Origin of the sequence: Streptomyces sp. NPDC002054 (assembly GCF_040296685.1) — a bacterium.
Taxonomy (GTDB): Bacteria; Actinomycetota; Actinomycetes; order Streptomycetales; family Streptomycetaceae; genus Streptomyces.
The window spans coordinates 148552-163406 of sequence record NZ_JBEOXT010000011.1 but is presented as its reverse complement, the minus strand read 5'-3'; the positions used below and the strand labels follow the sequence as shown (position 1 = coordinate 163406).

The 14855-nt window shown below is 73.7% G+C and carries 11 protein-coding genes; 1 reads left to right on the top strand and 10 read right to left on the bottom strand.

From position 1 onward, the window contains the following. Nucleotide 1: 1 nt before the first annotated feature. Entirely contained in the window at nt 2-1399 is a 1398-nt protein-coding gene (gene pdxR / locus ABT123_RS13030) for a MocR-like pyridoxine biosynthesis transcription factor PdxR (RefSeq protein WP_351312719.1), read from the bottom strand. Nucleotides 1400-1482: 83 nt separating this feature from the next. Between pdxR and trpD the strand changes: the two genes are divergently transcribed. After that, a complete protein-coding gene (gene trpD, locus ABT123_RS13025) occupies nt 1483-2553 on the top strand; it encodes an anthranilate phosphoribosyltransferase (RefSeq protein ID WP_351312717.1) in 1071 nt (356 codons plus the stop codon). Here the strand turns inward: trpD and ABT123_RS13020 are convergent. The 9 genes from ABT123_RS13020 to ABT123_RS12980 all read right to left on the bottom strand — a co-directional run bounded on the left by ABT123_RS13020 (nt 2550) and on the right by ABT123_RS12980 (nt 14721). Further along, on the bottom strand, nt 2550-4223 hold the full coding sequence (locus ABT123_RS13020; RefSeq protein WP_351312715.1) for an FAD-binding oxidoreductase: 1674 nt from the start codon (nt 4221-4223) through the stop codon (nt 2550-2552). The two genes, trpD and ABT123_RS13020, sit on opposite strands and share 4 nt — an antisense overlap. Continuing rightward, nucleotides 4220-4873: a DsbA family oxidoreductase gene (locus ABT123_RS13015; RefSeq protein ID WP_351312713.1), complete on the bottom strand. Its 654-nt coding sequence runs from the start codon at nt 4871-4873 to the stop codon at nt 4220-4222. Before ABT123_RS13015 ends, ABT123_RS13020 begins: the two co-directional genes overlap by 4 nt. Continuing rightward, nucleotides 4870-6189 carry a flavin-dependent oxidoreductase gene (locus ABT123_RS13010; RefSeq protein WP_351312711.1) on the bottom strand — a complete coding sequence of 440 codons (1320 nt, stop codon included), beginning with the start codon at nt 6187-6189 and terminating at the stop codon, nt 4870-4872. Before ABT123_RS13010 ends, ABT123_RS13015 begins: the two co-directional genes overlap by 4 nt. Then, a complete protein-coding gene (locus ABT123_RS13005; RefSeq protein ID WP_351312709.1) occupies nt 6186-7364 on the bottom strand; it encodes a monodechloroaminopyrrolnitrin synthase PrnB family protein in 1179 nt (392 codons plus the stop codon). Before ABT123_RS13005 ends, ABT123_RS13010 begins: the two co-directional genes overlap by 4 nt. 272 nt (nt 7365-7636) lie before the next feature. Then, on the bottom strand, nt 7637-9304 hold the full coding sequence (locus ABT123_RS13000; RefSeq protein ID WP_351312707.1) for a beta-ketoacyl synthase N-terminal-like domain-containing protein: 1668 nt from the start codon (nt 9302-9304) through the stop codon (nt 7637-7639). Nucleotides 9305-9395: 91 nt separating this feature from the next. Next, the gene (locus ABT123_RS12995) at nt 9396-10316 is read right to left on the bottom strand and encodes an SDR family oxidoreductase (RefSeq protein ID WP_351312706.1); all 921 of its coding nucleotides are present in this window, start codon (nt 10314-10316) and stop codon (nt 9396-9398) included. Between the two features lie 6 nt (nt 10317-10322). Then, complete coding sequence (locus ABT123_RS12990) at nt 10323-11819, bottom strand: MFS transporter (RefSeq protein ID WP_351312704.1); 1497 nt, start codon at nt 11817-11819, stop codon at nt 10323-10325. Next, a complete protein-coding gene (locus ABT123_RS12985) occupies nt 11806-13305 on the bottom strand; it encodes a 4-hydroxyphenylacetate 3-hydroxylase family protein (RefSeq protein ID WP_351312703.1) in 1500 nt (499 codons plus the stop codon). Before ABT123_RS12985 ends, ABT123_RS12990 begins: the two co-directional genes overlap by 14 nt. 93 nt (nt 13306-13398) lie before the next feature. Next, entirely contained in the window at nt 13399-14721 is a 1323-nt protein-coding gene (locus ABT123_RS12980; RefSeq protein ID WP_351312701.1) for an FAD-dependent monooxygenase, read from the bottom strand. Nucleotides 14722-14855 lie beyond the last annotated feature (134 nt).

Genomic DNA, 14855 nt, shown 5'->3' with positions numbered 1-14855 from the left:
CTCACCGGGCCCGCCCGGCGTACGAGAGGCCCACCTCCCGCATCGCCTCCAGCACACCGGAGCGGGGCAGGTGCGCGTGCCCCACGACCAGGGCCGGGGCATCGCGGCCGGGTCGGGTGTGGAAGCCCGCGCCGCCGCGCACCAGGACGCTGCGGCGCAGCGCCCCGGCCACCACGGCGGCCTCGTCGACGTGCCGGGGCAGCCGTACGTAGGCGTGCAGGCCCGCCGCGGCGCCGAGGACGGTGGCCCCGGGCAGGTGGCGGGCGACCGCCTCGTCCAGGGCCTCGCGGCGGCTCGCGCTGAGCTCGGTCAGCCGCCTCAGGTGCCGGTCGAACAGCCCGCTGCGCAGCAGTTCGGCGCAGGCGAGCTGGGTGAAGGACTCGCTGCCCAGGTCGCGGCGGGCCCGGACGCGCAGCAGCGGGTGCAGCAGAGCCTCGGGGGCGGCCAGCCAGCCCAGCCGCAGCCCGGGTCCCAGGATCTTGCTGGCCGTGCCCGCGTAGACCACCCGCTCCGGGGCCAGGCGCTGCAGGGCCAGCGGGCGGGGGCCGCGGTCGTACCACAGCGCGCCGTCGTAGTCGTCCTCGATCACCCAGCCGTCCACGTCGTGCGCCCACTGGGCGAGCTCCTCGCGGCGGCCGGCCGACAGGGTGACGCCGGTGGGGAACTGGTGGGCGGGGGTGACCAGGACGGCGCGGGCCCCGGTGGCCGCCAGCGCGTCGACGACGATGCCCTCCTCGTCCACGGGCACCGGCACCGGGCGCAGGCCGTTCTCGCGCACGAAGTGCCGCTGCCCGGGGTGCCCGGGGTCCTCCAGGGCCAGCGCGTCGATGCCCAGACCGGGCAGTACGGCGCACAGCAGCCCCAGGGCCTGGGCGAAGCCGCCCGTGACCATGAGGTGCTGGGCGTCGGCCCGGACCCCCCGCAACCGCCCGAGGTGACGGGAGAGTTCGACGCGCAGGGCACCTTCCCCGGCCAGCGGCGGATAGCCGTTGCCGCCGGGCTCGGCGGTGCGCAGCGTGCGCTGGTAGGCGGTGAGCCATTCGGTGCGCGGGAAGGCGGGGGTGTTGTTGCCGCCGGCCCGCAGGTCCCAGCGGACGGCCGGGGCCAGGTCCTCGTCCAACAGCAGTGGGACGACCGGCTGTTGGGGCAGGTGGCGCACCACCCGGGTGCCGGAGCCCTGGACCGCCTCGAGATAGCCCTCGGCGACGAGCTGGCCGTACGCCTCCACCACCACGCTGCGCGACACCGACAGGTCCTCGGCGAGCTGCCGGCTGGACGGCAGGCGGGTTCCGGGCTGGAGTATTCCCGCCTCGACTTCGTCCCGGATGAACACCTGGATCTGTGAGGTGAGGGATTCGGTGGAATCCCTCGATATCTCGACCGTCATGTGCAGTGCCATGGAAATGACCTTCTCATTGGACCGTGATTCCTCCGGTCAACTGGTCTGGTGGGCCGTCGAGTTCCTTATCCAAACTGAATTCCGTGACTGCACAGACCACGGCCCGTTGCTGGCCGGACCTGCTGAACGCGCTGCTCGACGGGCGGCACCTGACGGCCGCGGACACGGACTGGGCACTGGGCCGGGTCATGGCCGGGGAGGCCGGGGCCGCACGGCTCGCGGGACTGCTGGTCGCGCTGCGGGCCAAGGGCGAGACGGTGGACGAACTGGAGGGACTGGTCCGGGCGATGCGCCGGTACGCCACGCCCCTGGCGGTGGCCGGGCCCGCCGTGGACATCGTGGGGACGGGCGGTGACGGGTCGGACAGCGTCAACATCTCCACCATGTCGGCCGTTGTCGCGGCGGGCGCCGGGGCCCGGGTCGTCAAACACGGCAACCGGTCGGCCTCCTCGCGGTGCGGGTCGGCCGACGTACTGGAGGAGCTGGGCGTCGTGCTGGAGCTGCCGCCCGAGGACATTGCCGCGGTGGCGGAGGAGACCGGCATCACCTTCTGCTTCGCCCCGCTGTTCCACCCGGCGCTGCGGCACGCGGCCGGGCCGCGGCGGGAACTGGGCGTCCGTACCGTCTTCAACCTGCTGGGCCCCCTGTCGAATCCGGCTCGCCCCTCGGCGCTCGCGGTCGGGGTCGCCGACCGCCGGGCCGCGCCCCTGATCGCGGGGGTGCTGGCCCGGCAAGGGGTGTCGGCGCTGGTCTTCCGGGGGGACGACGGCATGGACGAGCTCACCGTCACCACCACCTCCACCGTGTGGTCCGTGTCCGGGGGCGAGGTGCGCGAGGAGGTCTTCGACCCGCTCGCCGTGGGGATCCCGCGGGCCGACGCGGCCGGGCTGCGCGGCGGCGACCGGGCCCACAACGCCTCGGTGGCCCGCGACCTGCTGGCGGGCCGGCCGGTGCCGAGGGCGGTGCGGGACGCGGTGCTGCTGTCCGCGGCGGCCGGTCTGGCCGCGCTGGAGCCGTCCGCCGACCCGGTGGCCGACCGGCTGGCCGCCGGGGTGGAGCGGGCCGCCGCGGCGCTGGACTCGGGCGCGGCGGCGGCCGTTCTGGAACAGTGGCGGACGGCGACGGTCAAACGGGCTGCGCAGGGGGCGCGCTAGCGCGGGGCCCGGCCGGCGCGCGGTTCCACGGACAGCGCGTGCCGGAACACCCCGCGCGGGTCCCAACGTGCCTTGACCTCCTGGAGCCTGGCGTAGTTGGCGCCGTAGTACAGCTGGTGCCAGGGCTGCGCCGAGCGGTTGCGGCTCGGGTCGCGCAGGTCGGTGTCGGCGTAGTTGACGTACGCGCCGGCCGTGCTGCTGCCCGCGGTGTCGACGGGCGCGCCGCCGGTCGCCGCGTACACGTCCTCGTAGAACTCCCGCTGGAAGGCGATGTGTTGCGCGTCCTGGGCCGGGTCGGTCCACTCGCTGACGTACATCAGGATCAGCGTGCTGTCCCGGTGTACGAGGGCGGTGGCGTCGGGGGCGACCGTGTTGACCCGGCCGCCGTAGGGGGCGATGAGGACGCCGCTGCCTGGGTGGTCGTAGTCGGCGCGGGTCAGGTGCCGGTGCAGGGCGGCGGCCTGGGCGTCGTCGAAGGCGGTGCGGTGGTAGGCCGACTTGCCCTTGATGCGCTTGCCGGAGGGCCGGTCGGCGAAGCCGGACCACTGGGTGGCCAGCAGCCAGGGCAGCCGGCGGCGCTCCACGGTCACCCCGCGGGCGCCGACGCCCGCGCCGACGGCGGCCACGAAGGCGTCGAGGCGGCCTTCGGGGTCCGCACCCGCGGCGGTGGAGAGCTGGACGTTGAGCGCCACCGCGCCACCGGAGCGGTGGAAGGCCGCCAGGTGGCTGTACAGGTCCCGCTGCGGGTCGTCGGCGCCGTTGTGGGCGGCGTGCCAGGCGCTGTAGTTCTTCACGAGCCGGACGAAGGAGCGCTCGTCGAGGTCGGCCCACTGCCACAGGACCGTGCCGACGAGCAGTTCGGCGGGCGGCTGCGGCAGGGCGGTCTGCGGGGTGCGCCCGCCGAGGCCGGGGGTGCGGAACCAGTAGCGGGTGACGATGCCGAAGTTGCCGCCGCCACCGCCGGTGTGGGCCCACCACAGGTCGCGGCGCGGGTCCTCGGGCTCGCGGGTGGCAACGACCGCGCGGGCGGTGCCGGTGGCGTCGGCGACCACGACCTCGACGGCGTACAGGTGGTCGACGGTCAGGCCGTGCGTGCGGTTCAGCGGGCCGTAGCCGCCGCCGCTGACGTGTCCGCCGACGCCGACCGTCGGGCAGGAGCCGCCGGGTATCGCGACGCCCCAGCGCTTGAACAACTGCTCGTTGATCTCGCCGAGGGTGGCCCCGGCGCCCACCGAGATCGCCCGGCGCGCGCCGTCGTAGGCGATGGTGTCGAGGGCCGACAGGTCGATGAGGGCGCGTACGTCGGCGTTGTCGACGAAGTCCTCGAAGCAGTGGCCGCCGCCGCGTACGGCCGGCCGCCTGCCGCTGTCGAGGGCCTTCTGGACGGCGGCGACGACCTGGGCGGTGGTGTGCGGGACGCAGACCCACTCCGGGGTGCCCGCCCAGCGCTGGTTGACGCCGCGGGTCAGGTCGCCGTACTGCGGGCTGTCCTTGCCGATGTACGTGGCGGTGTCGGTTGCCGCCGCTGCCGTCGCGGCCGGTCCGGTGTGGGCCTGGGCGGCGGCGGGAACGGCGCCGAGCGCCGGGCCGGCCGCAACGCCCGCGCCGACCGCGGCCGTGGTGCCGAGGAAGCTTCGGCGGGTGCTGGGGGTGGCGTTGGTTCCGGTCATGTGGATGTCTCTCCGAGCGCGGACAGGAAGAGGTCCTGCTCCTGCTGGGCGCCCTTGATGCGGTGGCCGTTGCTGAAGGTGAAGACGGGAACGGCGGTGATGCCGTCCTCGCGGGCGGAGCGGATCTCGGCGCGGACCTCGGCGAGGTCGCGGTTCGAGGCCAGGTACGCCAGGGCGTCCTCGCGGTCCAGCCCGGCGCGGGCGGCGAGGCCGGCCAGCAGCGTGGGGTCCGCGATATTGCCCCGGTGGGTGAAGTAGGCGGCGAAGACGAGCTCTTCGAGCGCGCTCTGCACCGCCCGGCCGGCGACGCGGCCCGCGTGGCGCAGCAGCCGGTGGGCCTGGAGGGTGTTGACGGCGTAGCCGGAGGCGTTGTGGAAGGTGATGCCGTGGCGGGGTCCGGCCGCGGTGACCTCCTCGTCCATGCGGCGGGCGCGCTCGGCGCCGTACTTGCCGCCCAGCCACTCGATCATCGGGGTGGGCTCGGCGGGGTGCTCCCCGTCGATCTGGTAGGGGTGCGCCACGACCTGGACGTCCTGCCGCCCCGAGGCCGCGAGGGCGGCTTCGAAGGTGCGCTTGGTGATGTAGCACCAGGGGCAGGACAGGTCCGACCAGATGTCCACCCGCAGCGGCGGGGTGCGGTCTGTGTTCACAGGGCGGCTCCGGTGACGGTGACGGGGAGGACGGAGTGGGTGGGCCGGTGGTTGACGTGCTCCGGGTCGAAGCCGCCCAGCCGGGCGAAGTCGGCCGAGATGTCGGCCAGTTCGGTGCCCGGGAAGACGTCCTGGACCCGGTCGAAGCCCTCGGGGGCACGCTCGTGGGCGAGGTCGATGACGACCTCGGGACCCTGGCGGCGGGCCGCCTGCTGGATGCGGGTGAGCGCGGGGAGCCGTTCGGCCTCGTACGCGGCCAGGGCCGCGTGCGGGTCCTCGTACAGCGCCAGTGCGCGGGCGAGGACGCGGGCGTCCACGATGGACTGGGTGGCGCCGTTGGAGCCCATCGGGTACATGGCGTGGGCCGCGTCCCCGAGCAGGGTGACCGGGCCGTGGGTCCAGCGCGGCAGCGGGTCGCGGTCGACCATGGGGTAGACGTACGCCTCGTCGGCGGTGCGGATCAGCGCGGGGATGTCGAGCCAGTCGAAGGCCAGGTCGGTGAAGGCGTCGAGGAAGTCGGCGGGGCGCACCGCGTGGTTCCAGTCGGCGGGCTCCGACTCGCTGCCGGGGTCGGCGGTGCGAGCCACCGCCCAGTTCATCAGGACGCTGCCGGGCGGGGCGCCGGCGGGCCGGTCGCGGTCGGCGCCCGGTGCCGACATGGGGTAGACGACGGCGCGCCGGCGGTCGTCCCCCGCGATGACCATCGTGCGGCCGTCCAGGAACGGCGGCGCCCAGGTGGTGCCCCGCCAGACGATCAGCCCGTTCCAGCACGGCGGGCCCTCGTCGGGGTACAGGGTGGCCCGCACGGCCGAGCGGATGCCGTCGGCGCCGACGAGTACGTCCGCCTCGGCCTGCGAGGTGCCCCCGGCGGCCGGGTGGCGCACGCTGACGCGCACCCGGCCGTCGGGCAGCGGGGTGAAGCCCTCGACGCGGGAGTCGGTCACGATGACCCCGTCTCCGAGCCGCTCGCGTACGGCGTCGGCCAGCACGGACTGGAGCCGGCCGCGGTGGACGGAGAGCTGCGGCCAGTGGTATCCGGCCTGCAGGCCGCGCGGTTCGTGCCAGATGGGCCGGCCGTGCCGGTTGTGGTAGCCGAGGCTGCCGGTGGGCACGGAGACCGCGGACAGCTCGTCGAGCAGGCCGAGTTCGGCGAGCTCGCGCACGGCGTTGGGCAGGATGTTCAGCCCCACGCCCAGCGGGCGGATGTCGGATACGGCCTCCAGCAGCCGTATGTCCCCCGGGCGCACCCCGGCGGCGTGCAGGCTGAGGGCGGTGGTGAGCCCGCCGATCCCGGCACCGGCGATCACGATGCTCATGCGGGCCTCCGCTCGGTGCCGTGGCCGTGGCCGTGGCTGTGGCCGTGGCCCTGGTGTCCGTGGTGGCCGGCGGCCTGGCCGGCGCGGCGGCGGGCCGTGGTGCGGGTGGCCTCGGAGGTCACCCGGGTGAGGTCGATGATCTGCCGCAGCAGGTCGACGCTCGCGCCGCCGCTGCCCACCGGGTAGAGGCGCAGGTCGGCGTCGTACGCCTTGCGGGCGATGCCCAGGTGACGGCCGCGGAAGACGACGATGACGCGCAGCATCCGGGCCAGCGCCTCGCCGCTCTCGCGCAGCGCGGGGTCGCGCCGCTCGGCCTCCTCGGGGTCGTCGCCGAAGGCGTCGACCAGCCGGGTCACCACGGACGGCACCCGGGTCCAGCGGTCGAACAGGTCGCGCCAGCGGCGCAGGCTGTAGGGCACGGAGTCGCGCAGGAACTCCTCGTACTCCGGTTCGCTGCGGTCCGAGGCCCAGATCGCCTGGTCGATCAGCCAGAGCGGCACCTGGGCGGCGGCCGGGCCGAGCAGCCCCCGGCCGTCGACGGTGATGTCCTCGAAATAGGGGCGCAGCACCTGGGCGAAGAACTCGGGGCTGACATTGGAGACGACCATGTCGATGGCGCTGACGGTGGTCTCGACGTGCCGGGTCAGCTCGTCGGTGACCACCGCGAACTTGGGGTCGGACAGGTCCATCTCGCTGAGGTCCGCGGCCAGTTCGAGGCCGTCGCGCAGGTGCGGGAAGACCATGCGGACCGACTCCTGGAGGTAGGCCTCCTGGACGTCGCCGGTGTACATGCGCTGGCGTCCGCCGACCGGGTTCCAGGTGCAGTAGTGGTGCACGGTGTCGCGGGGCACCATGTCGGTCCTGCGGCCGAGTTCGAGGAGTACCGGCTGCACCTCGGGGACCAGGTCGAGCGGTTCGGGGCCGTGGCGCTTGATCGACCCGAGGAACATGCCGAGGTCGCGCATCGCGGCCACGCACATCTCCAGGGAGTACGCGTCGACGGCGGCCGTCGTGGGGACGAGCCGGCGCAGCGCGGCGGTCAGGGCGGGGACGTCGCCGTCGGCGTTCTGCCGGCGCAGCTCGAAGCAGGCGCGGTCGGCATTCAGCGGGTCCAGGTTCTGTATGGCGGTGGTGCGTATGGGGTTGCCCAGGTCGACATCGACAAGGTGCGACATGTGTGACTCCGTAAGGATCGGGCTGTGGGATAAGGACATGCGTGCGGGTGAGCCGTCGCACGCGGACGGGCACGGGCGCAGGCACGCGGCCTCGCCGCGCGGCCGTGGTCGGCGCGGGGCGGGTGGCGGCCATGACGCGTGGCGGAGAGGGAGGGAAGCTCGGTAGCGGGCGTGGGGGAGGCGACGGAGTGTCGCGCGCCCGCGGCGCCAGATCACCGGACGGGGCGGTTGCCGGAGCCGGCGGTCGTGGTCGTGGCCGGAGGCGGCCCTGCTCAGCCGGTGGCGGTGAGCAGGGAGTGGCGCCCGCCGCGCCACGGGTGGGGTGGCAGGGTGACCACCCGGCCGGGCGCAGCGGCGAAGGCCGCCGCCTCGGGTTCCGGTGCGCTCTCGGTGGGGCGGGTACACCACTCGGCGAGCGCCCGGTGCAGCGCGGCGTGGCTGTCACCGCGCACGGTGAGCGTGTGGTGGTGCCGGGTGCGGCGGGTCGCCGACGTCCAGCAGATGTCCCGCGCGTGGTCGCGGCGTCCGGGGCCGTCGGGCGCGAGGTGCGCGAGGTAGGCCCGGACGAGGGCGGCGAGTTGGTCCGCGGTCGGCGCGGACAGGACCAGCGGCCAGGGGCCGTCCGGTACGGCTTCGGGGGCGGACTCGGATATGGACTCGGGCGCGGACGCCAGGACGACGTGGACGTTGACGCCCGAGATGCTCTGGCCGTTGACCGCGGCCAGGTGCGGGCGGCCGGGCCGGCGGGGCGGCAGGGGCCGGGTCGTGGTGGGCACGACGAGCGGGAGCCGGTCCCAGTCGACCAGCGGCGAGGGCTCCTTCAGGTGCAGGCTGGCCGGCACGGCCCGGTGCTCCAGGCACAGCACGGTCTTGATGAGGCCCGCGACGCCGGCCGCCGCCTCGCAGTGGCCGATGTTCGTCTTCAGGGACCCGACGAGCACCGGACGTCCGGCCGGGCGGCCCTCGCCGAGCACCTCGTTCAACGCCCCGAGTTCCACCGCGTCGATCCGGGTGCCGGTGCCGTGCGCCTCCACGTAGTCGACGTCCCCGGGGGACACCCCGGCGTCCTCGTAGGCCCAGCGCATCGCGAGCCGCTGGCCGGTGCGGGACGGGTCGGTCAGCCGTTCCTTGGTGGCGCCGTCGTTGCCGACCGCGCTGCCGAGCAGCACGGCCCGGACACGGTCACCGTCGGCCAGCGCCCGGTCGAGGGGCTTGAGCACGACCATGCCGACGCCGTCGGAGCGGACGAAGCCGTTCGCCGAAGCGTCGGCGAACTTGCAGCGCCCGTCGGGTGCGAGCACCCCGGCTCGGCCGAACAGCCGGCCGGCCGCGGGGGCCAGGACCGTGTTCGCGCCGCCGGCCAGGGCCAGGGCGGCCTCCCCGGCCCGCAGGCTCAGGCAGGCCAGGTGCACGGCGGTGAGCGAGGACGCCTGTCCGGTGTCGACGGTCACGCTGGGCCCGTGCAGGCCGAAGGCGTACGAGATCCGGCCCGCGAGCAGGGACCTCTGCTGGGTTCCGGCGAGGCTGCCGAGCGGGTCGAGGCGGTCCTCGGCCCCGGCATCGCGCAGCCGGTCCCAGTGGTCACCGTGGCTCTGGCCGGCGTACACGGCGGTACGGGTGCCCGCCAGCGAACCGGGCAGGGTGCCCGCGTCCTCCAGGGCCTCCCACGCCGTGGTGAGGAGCAGCCGCTGCTGCGGGTCGATCAGGGCGGCCTCGTCGTCGGTGATGCCGAAGAAGTCCGCGTCGAAGGCGTCGACTTCATCGAGAAACCCGCCGCGAGTGCCGCTGTTACTGTCGCCTGCGAACCGGTCGCGGGGCAGCGCCCCGGTGGCGTCGGTGCCGTTGTCGAGCAGGTTCCAGAGTGCTTCGGGGCTGTCTGCGCCGGGCAGTCGGCAGGCCATGCCGATCACTGCGATCGGAGCCCCGCTGTTGCGTAACATGTGTTTCTTTTCCTCCCCCGTGTTCCCCCGTGCGTGCCGCCCCGGTGTCAGGGGCGCCGGCCGGTGGCCGTGCCCCTGACACCGGGCCGGTTCAGTGCGCCGCCGGGGCCCAGTGGTCCCAGGGCTGCGCCTTGATCCACTCGATGGTCGGCGTGAGCCGTACCCCGAGCTCGGACTCGACCCGCCGGGGGTCGGTGTGCAGCAGGTCCGGGGCGTCCCCGGTTCCGACATGGTGGTAGATCCCGGCGACGCCCGCGGCGGCCTCGGCACCCACCACCTGTCCCAGGCCCTGCTCGAACTGGTCGACGGGCAGCGGGAGATAGCTGACTTCCCGGCCCAGCACCTGGGCAAACAGCGCGGCGAGCTCCGGGCCGGTGAGCACATCGGCGCCACCGATGGGCAGCACCCGGTCGGTCACGCCGTCCTTCTCCAGCGCGGCGACGACGAGCTCGGCGAGGTCGACGTGCGACAGCCAGGCCACGCGCTGGTCGGCGGGCAGAGGGTAGGCCAGCACCCCGTCGTTGACCAGGGCCGGGCCGTTCCACGGGCTGAAGAGGTTGTCGAGGTAGACCGGCGGGCGGACGACCACGGTGGGCACGCCGCTCGCGCGCAGCACCTCCTCGGCGGCCCGCCGGCTCTCGAACCCGGCGTAGGGCGTGGTGTCCTCGGGCAGCGGGGTGTTGACGTTGTAGACGAGCCGCTCGACCCCGGCCTCGCGGGCGGCGTCGGCGATGTTGCGGGCGTAGCCGGTGACGGTCTCGATGTCGTACACCAGCGGCAGCACCACGGCGGCGTGGGTGACGCCCTCGAACGCCCGCCGGACGTCCTCGGCGTTGCCCAGGTCACCGGGGACGAAGGTGACGGCGGGGTCGACGGGGCCGGTGACCCCTTCGGGGTGGCGGGCCAGGCCGCGCACCTCGTGTCCGCGGGCGGCGAGCAGCCGGGCCACGGCCCCGCCCTGGAAGCCGGTGACTCCCGTTACCAGGAAACGCCTCGGGCGGTCCTCGGTCATGTGTTCCTACCTCTCTGTTCCGATACTGCCGGCCGGCTGCGTGCCGGTCGGAAGCTGCGGGGGTGCGGGCGATGCAGGTGATACGGGTGGTGCGGCCGGTACGGGCGGGGCCGCGGGTACGACCAGCCGGGTGCTGAACAGGGCGGCGGCCAGGGCCAGTGCGCCGCCGACCAGGAAGGCGAGGCTGAACCCCTCGGTGAGGGCCGCGTCGGCACCGCCGGCCGGGCCCACGGCCTCGGTGCGGGCCGCGGCGACGCCGGAGAGGATCGCCAGGCCGAGCACGGAGCCGAACTGCATGCTGGTGTTGACCAGGCCGGAGGCGAGGCCGGCCTCGTGTTCCGCGGTGCCCAGGGTCGCGGCGATATTGGTGGTGATCGACACCAGCGGCAGGGCGACGCCGAGCAGCAGGCTGGGCGGCAGTACGTCGGCGGCGAAGGAGCCGGTGGGCGAGAGCAGCGACTGCCAGGCCATGCCGGCGGCGACCAGCACGAATCCCGTGCACATCACGGCCCGCAGCCCGAACCGGCCGATCAGCCGGTCGGTGAAGGACGCCACGGCCACCACGACCAGGGACAGCGGCAGCAGCCCGAGACCGCCACTGACCGCCTCGTACCCCAGAACCGCCTGGAGATAGAGGCTGACCAGGAAGAACATCGGGAACAGGGCCATCTGCCACATCGCGGCGAGCAGGTTCGCCAGCCGCAGGGTGCGACGCCGGAAGACCTCCGGCGGGACGAGCGGGAACGCGGCCCGGCGCTCGACCACGACGAACACGACGAGCAGGACGACGGCCGCACCGCCGGTCAGCCAGGTCTCCGGCGCGCTCCAGCCCGCCTCCCCGCTGCTGACCAGTGCGTACGCCAGCAGGGCGAGGCCGAGGGTCACGGTGGTCGCGCCGGGCAGGTCGAAGCCGCGGCGGTCGCCGGCGGCGGCGCGGCCGGGCGGGAGCAGCCGGGTGGCGGGGGCGATCAGCGCGAGGCCGACGACCACGTTCATCGCGAACGTCGACTCCCAGCCGAGCCAGCTGGTGAGCACCCCGCCCAGGACGGTGCCCGCCGCGCCGCCCGCTCCCGCCATGGCCGCGAAGACGCCGAGGGCCTTGTGCCGTTCGGGTCCGTCCTCGAAGAGCATGAGGAGCAGGGCGAGGGCGGCTGCCGCGGCCATCGCGGCGCCGATGCCCTGCACGGCACGGGCCGTGATCAGCAGGGCGGCGCTGTTGGCGAAGCTGCCCAGGAGGGAGGCGACGGAGAGGGTGGCGAGGCCGGCGATGTAGAGCCGGCGGCGGCCCAGCACATCGGCCGCGCGCCCGCTCAGCAGCAGCAGTCCGCCGAAGGAGACGAGGTAGGCATTGGCCACCCAGGACAGCGCGGCGGGCGAGATGTCCAGGTCCGCACCCATGGAGGGGGCGGCCACGTTGATGACGGAGGTGTCCAGGATCAGGACGAACTGGGTGGAGGCGAGGAGGGCGAGCGCCCAGGTGCGGTTGCGGTCAGCTGCCATCATGGCCGCTCCACTGCCCGGACGGGCCGTCGCCGAGGTCGTAGCCGTCCAGGCAGGACTGGGTGAACGCCTCGAGCAGGTCGGGGCGGCCGTCGCGGACGATGCCGGGCAGGTAGACGTGCGGGGCGCCGTGGTAGAAGCGCTCGTACTGCTCGTGGCGGCTGGCGAACTCCGAGCCCAGCGCGTCCCAGGCCAGCTTCATCAGCTTGATGCGCTGCTCGGCCGGGTGGCCGGGGGAGCGGACGTACTTGGCGACCAGCGGGCCCAGTTCGGGGTGGCCCAGGTCGTAGCCGGACGCGGGCAGCTGGATGAGTCCGCCACCGGCCAGCATCTTCAGCTCGGCGAGCACCTTGGGGTACAGGTCGCCGGCCATGGCGCGGTGGGCGGAGGCGATCTCCCGGTTGATGTGCACCGGGCCGCCGGGGCCGCCGACCGTCTCGTACTCGCTCTCCGCCGCCAGGACCATCGACTTGGCGATGTTGAGCCAGCCGATCAGCCGTCCGATCTGCATCTGGACCGGAGGCAGGGAGTAGGTGTTGTTGGCCTTGGCGATGAGGATGGCGAGGCCGGTGAGGAACTCCAGCTTGGTCCAGTAGCGGACCCCGGCCTGGTGGACGAAGTTGTGGTACGCGGGGGTGCCCCACCACATCAGGAAGCTGGACTCGACGTCGCGGTAGGTGAGCACCCGCTCCCAGGGGACGAACACGTCGTCGCAGACGAGCAGCGCGTCGTTCTCGTCGAAGCGGGAGGACAGCGGGTTGTCGAAGACGCTGCGGGCCCCGGCCTCGTAGGAGGTGCGGGAGATGAACTTCAGGCCCGGGGTGTCGATGGGGATGGAGAAGGTCAGGGCGTACTCGACGTCCTGCGGAGCGAGCGGCTCGATGGTGCCGACGATGATCTCGTCGCCGAAGACGGCGGCGGTGCCGATCATCTTGGCGCCGCGCACGACGATGCCGTCGTCCTTCTCCTTGACGACCCGTACGTAGAGGTCGTCCTCCTCCTGTTCGGAGGCGGATTTGGTCCGGTCGATCTGCGGGTTGGTGATCGTGAAGGACTGGTACAGGCTGCCTTCGGCCATCCGCCGGTAGTACGCCTCGAGGTTTGACCGGCCGTCGAACTCGCGCCCGGCGAAGATCTCCGGGGCGGAGACGAAGCCCGCGATGCCGGCGGCCATGTAGTCGGGGGACCGGCCGAGGAACCCGAAGCTGGCCTCCGACCAGGTCTTGAACGCCTTGCGGCGCTCGACGAGTTCGGCGTGGCTGCGGGGCACGTGGTAGGCGCGCAGCACACTCACGTCAGCACCGTCGGGGCGAACGGTGAGCGTGTCGCGCAGCCCGTCCTGCTGCGCCAGGTCGTAGAGATGCGCTATCGAGCGGGCGGTGTTGCGGAAGGCGGGGTGCTCGGTGACGTCCTTGACCAGCTCGCCGTCCAGCCATACGGCGCGGCCGTCCCGGAGGGAGTCGAGGTAGTCCTGGCCACTGCGGGGCATGTCTCTCCTGAACTAAGGCAAAATATACGAAAAGGGCGATAGGTGGCCGCGCCGAACACGGTGAGGCGGCGAGGCGGCTCTGGACCCGGGGGGTCAGCCCACCCGGCGGGCCGGCCGCCCGCCGTGGGCGGGGGCCTCGTAGCGGGACGGGCCGTTGGCCGCCCCCAGGTCGGCGTGGGAGGCGTACGCGTAGGAGCGGGACACCTCGGCGAGCACGGCCTCGGGGATGACCTCGTCGATGCGGGTGAACCCACCCGGTGCCCGGGTCGAGGCCATGTCGATGACCACTTCGGGCCCCTTGGCCCGGTTCAGCACCTGCAAACGGTTCATCGCCGGGCGCCGTTCCCGGTCGTACGCCCGGAGGGCGGCGGCCGGCTCCGGGTGCGAGGCGAGGGCGTGGGCCAGGGCGCGGGCGTCGATGACCGCCTGGCTGGTGGCGTTGGACCCCATGGGGGCCATGGCGTGTGCCGCGTCCCCCAGCAGGGTGCTGTGTCCGAAGGACCAGCGCGGCAGCGGGTCGCGGTCGATCATGGGGAACTCCATCACCGGCTCCTCGTCCGCGAGCACCTCGGACAGGGCGAGGTCCCCGCAGCGCCAGTCGGCGAAGTGGGGCCGGAACCGCTCGCGCGGCACCGGCCGGTTCCCGTTCCCATTGCCGTTCCCGTTCTCGTACTCCCGGTCGGCCGGGTCGCCGGAGTCCGTGGTGCGGGAGACCGCCCAGTTGACCGGGACCAGGCCGTCGCCGTCCGGCTCGGCGGCCAGCGGATAGACGACCGCCTTCCACCGCCCGTCGCCCATGACGGCCATCGCCCGGCCGCCGAGGAACGGACGCGTACGGGTCGTCGCGCGCCACACCACCACACCGTTGTGGGGCGGGGCGCCCTCCTGCGGGTACAGCGCGGCCCGCACCGCGGACCGGATCCCGTCGGCTCCGACGAGCACGTCGGCCGCGATCTCACTGCCCGCCCTGTCGGGGTTGCGATGCGCCAGCTGCGCACGCACCCGGCCTCCGGCGGACTCGGTGAACCCGGTGAACCGGGCGTCGGTGAGGATCGCATCCGGCCCGAGCCGCTCGGTGACGGCCTCGACCAGGACGGAGTGCAGCGCACCGCGATGGACCGCGAGCTGCGGCATGCGGTAGCCGGCGGCCCGTCCCCGGGGTTCCTGCCAGATGGGCTGTCCCCACTGGTTGTAGTAGCCCAGTTCCTCGATGGGCGCGGCCTGCTCGGCGATCCTTTCGTACAGTCCGAGCGCCGCGAGCTCGCGCACGGCGTTGGGCAGCAGGTTCACTCCCGCACCCAAGGGCAGGATCACGGGCGCGGCCTCCACCACCCGCACCTTCTCGAACCCCGCCGCATGAAGACTCAACGCCGCGGTCAGGCCCCCAACCCCGGCTCCCGCGATGAGCATGTCCATAGAGCGTTCCCCCGCTGATGTCAATGTCCAGGGACTCGGCGCGCGGGCCTTTGTCCCTGGCCTCAAGCGTTCATCAGGCGACTGGGCCCGGGCAATAAACACAACGCCGTGGCCGATTAACGATCATCCGGGGA

Coding starts and splice junctions, on each gene's coding strand:
- pdxR (WP_351312719.1), bottom strand. CDS start 1,399: ATGGCACTGCACATGACGGTCGAGATATCGAGGGATTCCACCGAATCC.
- ABT123_RS13020 (WP_351312715.1), bottom strand. CDS start 4,223: ATGACCGGAACCAACGCCACCCCCAGCACCCGCCGAAGCTTCCTCGGC.
- ABT123_RS13010 (WP_351312711.1), bottom strand. CDS start 6,189: ATGAGCATCGTGATCGCCGGTGCCGGGATCGGCGGGCTCACCACCGCC.
- ABT123_RS13005 (WP_351312709.1), bottom strand. CDS start 7,364: ATGTCGCACCTTGTCGATGTCGACCTGGGCAACCCCATACGCACCACC.
- ABT123_RS13000 (WP_351312707.1), bottom strand. CDS start 9,304: ATGTTACGCAACAGCGGGGCTCCGATCGCAGTGATCGGCATGGCCTGC.
- ABT123_RS12995 (WP_351312706.1), bottom strand. CDS start 10,316: ATGACCGAGGACCGCCCGAGGCGTTTCCTGGTAACGGGAGTCACCGGC.
- ABT123_RS12990 (WP_351312704.1), bottom strand. CDS start 11,819: ATGATGGCAGCTGACCGCAACCGCACCTGGGCGCTCGCCCTCCTCGCC.
- ABT123_RS12985 (WP_351312703.1), bottom strand. CDS start 13,305: ATGCCCCGCAGTGGCCAGGACTACCTCGACTCCCTCCGGGACGGCCGC.
- ABT123_RS12980 (WP_351312701.1), bottom strand. CDS start 14,721: ATGGACATGCTCATCGCGGGAGCCGGGGTTGGGGGCCTGACCGCGGCG.